Raw genomic sequence first — 4,836 nt, 5'->3', positions numbered from 1 at the left:
AAACCTTATTCAGGACGGGACAGCAGGTACGAAAAAGCCGCTCGAAAGCGGCTTTCCCGGGAAGATCCGTTGGCTTACAGGCCGGACATCTTCTTGATCGCACCCTTGAGTTCGTCGTCCGAGCAATCGGCACAGGTGCCTTTTGGCGGCATCGAGTTGATGCCGGTGATGGCCTTGGCGAGGATGCCGTCGAGGCCGCCCTGGTGATCGGCACGTTCCTTCCAGGCTGCGGTGTCGCCGATTTTCGGCGCGCCCAGCAGGCCGGAGCCGTGGCAAGCGTTGCAATGCTTGGCGATCACTTCGTCAGGGGTCTTGGCGCCGCCACCACCGCCCGCCGATGCCGCGACCTCCATCCCCTTGCATTCCTGACCTTGAACACAGACCTGGCCGACCGGCTCCAGGCGCTTGGCGATCTCGTCGTTCGTCGTAGCTTGAGCGCTGACAGCCCATAGGGCCAATACGGTTGCTGGTGCAGCCAGCATTTTCATAATTAGGTTCACGCGTTCACCCTCAATGGTGGCTAATCACGCCGCGACCACGGTTTCGCGGGCGGGCGTGAGTATAGCGGTAAGACCGCTGCTGCGAAACAACCCCTGTAGTTGCAAGGGTATTGCCCACAACGCGGGTCCGTACTGCCGGGCGCCCTGAATCCCTGAGCTGGCGCCCCGGGCCGTCAGAAGTTGGCCGGTGTCGCTGCGCTGATTAGTCGCGCCGGGGTGTCGAACGGGTTACGGAAGCGATGCGGCTTGGTACTTTCAAAATAGTAGCTGTCGCCCGCTTCGAGGACGAATGTTTCCAGACCGACCACCAGTTCCAGCCGACCTTCGAGCAGGATGCCGGTCTCTTCGCCTTCGTGGGTCAGCATTTCCTCGCCGGTGTCGGCGCCGGGCGGGTAGATTTCGTTGAGAAAGGCGATGGCGCGACTCGGATGGGCGCGGCCGACCAGCTTCATGGTCACGGCGCCGTCGGAGATATCGATCAGCTCATGGGCCTTGTAGACGATCTGCGTCGGCGTTTCCTGGAGGATCTCTTCGGAAAAGAACTCGACCATCGACATGGGAATGCCGCCAAGCACCTTGCGCAACGAACTGATCGAGGGACTGACGCTGTTCTTCTCGATCATCGAAATGGTGCTATTGGTGACGCCCGCACGCTTGGCGAGTTCACGCTGAGACAGACCTTTCATTTTGCGGATGGATTGCAGTCGTTCACCGACGTCCAATGCGGCAGCCCCCCAGGCATTCAGGCGATGTTGTAATTGAGCGATATCATGGCATAGCGTTCAGTATTTACAACACTTGGACCCGAATCCGCCTGGGCAAACGCCCCAACGGTCGTGCCGGCTTCCCGCTATTGCCCGGTGTAGAGCCTCGGGACCCGGCGCAGGTTGCAGAAGATCTGGTACGGAATGGTTTCGGCCCGGGCCGCCACCTCGCTGGCCAGGATGTTCCTGCCCCACAGCTCGACGGTCGAACCCAGGCCGGCCTGGGGGATATCCGTGAGGTCGACGCAGAGCATGTCCATCGACACCCGGCCGAGCAACTGGCTGCGCTGGCCGGCCACCAGCACCGGCGTACCGGTCGGGGCATGGCGTGGATAACCGTCGGCATAGCCCATGGCGACCACCCCGAGGCGCATCGGCCCGGGCGTGACGAACCGGCCGCCATAGCCCACCGGCTCGCCGGCCGGCAGTTCGCGCACGCTGATGATTTTCGACTCGAGGGTCATGACCGGCTGCATCCGCGAGGCGACCGGGTGCTCGGCGTCGAACGGGCTGGCACCGTACAGCAGGATGCCGGGGCGCACCCAGTCGCTGGGAATCCGCGGCCAGCCGAGCACCGCCGGCGAGTTGCGCAGGCTGACTTCGGCGGCCAGGCCCTGGCGTGCCGCCTCGAACACCGCGACCTGCTCCTCGCTGCGCGGGCTGTCCAGCTCGTCGGCCCGGGCGAAGTGGCTCATCAGCACGATCTTCGCCACCTTGCCGGTCGCCAGCAGGCGCCGGTAGGCCGGCTGGTAGTCGTCCGGGTGCAGGCCGACCCGGTGCATCCCGGTGTCCAGCTTCAGCCAGACGGTGATCGGCGCGGCGATGGCCGCCTGCTCGATCGCTTCCAACTGCCACAGCGAATGCACCACGCACCAGAGATCGTGCGCGACGATCAACGCCAGTTCGTCGGCCTCGAAGAAGCCTTCGAGCAACAGGATCGGCCCGCGGATGCCTGCGGCCCGCAGCTCCAGCGCTTCTTCGATGCAGGCCACGGCAAAACCGTCGGCCTCGGCTTCCAGGGCCTGGGCGCACTGTACCGCGCCATGCCCATAGGCGTCGGCCTTGATCACCGCGAGGGCACGGGCCCCCGCTACTTCGCGGGCCAGCCGGTAGTTGTGGCGCAGGGCTTGGAGGTCGATCAGGGCACGGGCAGGACGCATGGTGGCAAACTTCTAGACAGTCGATGGGTAATAAAAAACCGGCATGACAAATGGAGGGCCACAGGTCATGCCGGGAGAGGGATCTTGCTTAAGGCAGGGCGGCGACGACCGACAGTTCCACGAGGATTTCCGGTTCGCAGAGCTTGGCCTCGACCGTGGCGCGGGCCGGGGCGACGCCCTTGGGCAGCCACTTGTCCCAGACCGCGTTCATGCCGGCGAAGTCGGCATCGATGTCCTTCAGGTAAATGGTCACCGACAGCAGACGGGTCTTGTCGGTACCGGCCAGATCCAGCAGACGCTCGATGTTGGCGAGGGTCTCGCGGGTCTGTTGTTCGATGTCGCCACTCAGGTCGTCACCCACCTGCCCGGCCAGATACACGGTACCGCCGTGAACGACGATCTGGCTCATGCGCTCATTGGTGAGCTGGCGCTGGATTGCCATGTCTTGCAGTCTCCTGGTGATTGCCATAACGGGAAATATCGAGGCCTTCGGCACTGATCTGCGGCTTTTTCTTCGCCATCAGGTCAGCCAGCAGGCGACCTGAACCGCAGGCCATGGTCCAGCCGAGCGTACCGTGGCCGGTGTTCAGGAACAGGTTGCGCAGCGGCGTGGCGCCCACGATCGGGGTGCCGTCGGGGGTGGTCGGACGCAGGCCGGTCCAGAAACTGGCCGCCTGCAGGTCACCGCCCTGAGGATAAAGATCGTTGACGATCATCTCCAGTGTTTCGCGCCGACGCGGGTTCAGCGACAGGTCGAAACCGGCGATTTCCGCCATGCCGCCGACGCGGATGCGGTTGTCGAAACGGGTGATCGCGACCTTGTAGGTCTCGTCGAGAATGGTCGAGGTCGGCGCCATCGCCGGGTTGGTGATCGGCACGGTCAGCGAGTAACCCTTGAGCGGGTAGACCGGCGCCTTGATCCCCAGTGGCTTGAGCAGTTGCGGCGAGTAGCTGCCCAGGGCCAGCACGTAGCGGTCGGCGGTTTCCAGCTTGCCATCGATCCACACGCCGTTGACGCGGTCGCCGGCGTGGTCCAGGCGCTGGATGTCCTGGCCGAAGCGGAATTCCACCCCCAGCTTGACGGCCATTTCGGCCAGGCGGGTAGTGAACATCTGGCAGTCACCGGTCTGGTCGTTCGGCAGGCGCAGGGCACCGGCGAGGATATCGGTGACACTCGCCAGGGCCGGCTCGACGCGGGCAATGCCGGCACGGTCGAGCAGTTCGAACGGCACGCCGGACTCCTTGAGCACGGCGATGTCCTTCGCCGCGCCATCCAGTTGCGCCTGGGTGCGGAACAATTGGGTAGTCCCCAGGCTGCGGCCTTCGTAGGCGATGCCGGTTTCGGCGCGCAGTTCGTCGAGGCAGTCGCGGCTGTACTCGGACAGGCGAACCATGCGCTCCTTGTTCACCGCATAGCGGCTGGCGGTGCAGTTGCGCAGCATCTGTGCCATCCACAGGTACTGGTCGATATCGGCAGTGGCCTTGATCGCCAGCGGCGCGTGACGCTGCAGCAGCCACTTGATGGCTTTCAGCGGCACGCCCGGGGCAGCCCACGGCGAGGCATAACCGGGCGAGACCTGGCCGGCGTTGGCGAAACTGGTCTCCATCGCGACGGCCGGCTGGCGGTCGACCACCACCACCTCGAAGCCGGCCCGGGCCAGATAATAAGCGCTGGCGGTTCCGATGACGCCACTACCCAAGACCAGAACTCGCATGTTTATGCCCCTCAATGGCGGCCAGCCGCCGATGTTTATTGTTCAAAGCAGAGATGCGCGCAGTGTAAAAAACAACAGCCAGTGCTTTTCACTATATAAGTGCCTATATTTGGCGAGAATTCTCGGCAATATGGCTTTTTACGGAGGCGCATCCCCTATGCGGACCAATCACCAGAGCAAACGCGAGCTGGACAAGATCGACCGCAACATCCTGCGGATCCTTCAGACAGACGCACGTATTTCATTCACCGAACTGGGCGAGAAGGTCGGCCTGTCGACCACCCCCTGCACGGAGCGGGTACGCCGGCTGGAGCGCGAAGGGATCATCATGAGCTACAACGCCCGGCTCAATCCGCAGCACCTGAAGGGCAGCCTGCTGGTGTTCGTCGAGATCAGCCTCGACTACAAGTCCGGCGATACCTTCGAGGAGTTCCGCCGTGCGGTGCTCAAGCTGCCGCATGTGCTGGAATGCCACCTGGTGTCGGGCGACTTCGATTACCTGGTCAAGGCGCGGATTTCCGAGATGGCGTCCTACCGCAAGCTGCTGGGCGACATCCTGCTCAAGCTGCCCCACGTACGCGAATCGAAGAGCTATATCGTGATGGAGGAAGTGAAGGAGAGCCTGAACCTGCCGATCCCGGACTGAATCTGGCGACACACCGATCGCCTGGCGAGACTAGGCTGTGTACGAAATTGT

At 63.4% G+C, this 4,836-nt stretch carries 6 protein-coding genes; 1 reads left to right on the top strand and 5 read right to left on the bottom strand.

The genetic code is table 11. The features are described 5' to 3' along the window. Positions 1–74 precede the first annotated feature (74 nt). The 5 genes from PF66_RS18740 to dadA all read right to left on the bottom strand — a co-directional run bounded on the left by PF66_RS18740 (position 75) and on the right by dadA (position 4,139). Positions 75–488 (bottom strand): c-type cytochrome, encoded by a 414-nt coding sequence (locus PF66_RS18740; RefSeq protein WP_081005863.1) that lies wholly within the window; start codon positions 486–488, stop codon positions 75–77. A 185-nt stretch (positions 489–673) separates the two neighbouring features. Beyond that, positions 674–1,222 carry a cupin domain-containing protein gene (locus PF66_RS18735; RefSeq protein WP_017901663.1) on the bottom strand — a complete coding sequence of 183 codons (549 nt, stop codon included), beginning with the start codon at positions 1,220–1,222 and terminating at the stop codon, positions 674–676. Positions 1,223–1,350: 128 nt separating this feature from the next. Then, positions 1,351–2,424, bottom strand: coding sequence for an alanine racemase (gene alr, locus PF66_RS18730; RefSeq protein ID WP_054063499.1), 1,074 nt, complete (start codon positions 2,422–2,424; stop codon positions 1,351–1,353). A gap of 88 nt (positions 2,425–2,512) precedes the next feature. Further along, positions 2,513–2,866: a RidA family protein gene (locus PF66_RS18725; RefSeq protein ID WP_054063498.1), complete on the bottom strand. Its 354-nt coding sequence runs from the start codon at positions 2,864–2,866 to the stop codon at positions 2,513–2,515. Further along, positions 2,838–4,139 carry a D-amino acid dehydrogenase gene (gene dadA / locus PF66_RS18720; protein ID WP_054063497.1) on the bottom strand — a complete coding sequence of 434 codons (1,302 nt, stop codon included), beginning with the start codon at positions 4,137–4,139 and terminating at the stop codon, positions 2,838–2,840. The genes PF66_RS18725 and dadA overlap by 29 nt, the downstream gene beginning before the upstream one ends. Before the next feature lie 157 nt (positions 4,140–4,296). On the opposite strand from dadA, the gene PF66_RS18715 reads away from it, so the two are divergent. Next, positions 4,297–4,785, top strand: a complete 489-nt coding sequence (locus tag PF66_RS18715) for an Lrp/AsnC ligand binding domain-containing protein (protein ID WP_054058367.1) — start codon at positions 4,297–4,299, stop codon at positions 4,783–4,785. Positions 4,786–4,836: the final 51 nt, after the last annotated feature.

Origin of the sequence: Pseudomonas asplenii (assembly GCF_001293465.1) — a bacterium.
GTDB lineage: Bacteria > Pseudomonadota > Gammaproteobacteria > Pseudomonadales > Pseudomonadaceae > Aquipseudomonas > Aquipseudomonas fuscovaginae_B.
This window is presented reverse-complemented; position numbering and strand designations above follow the sequence as displayed.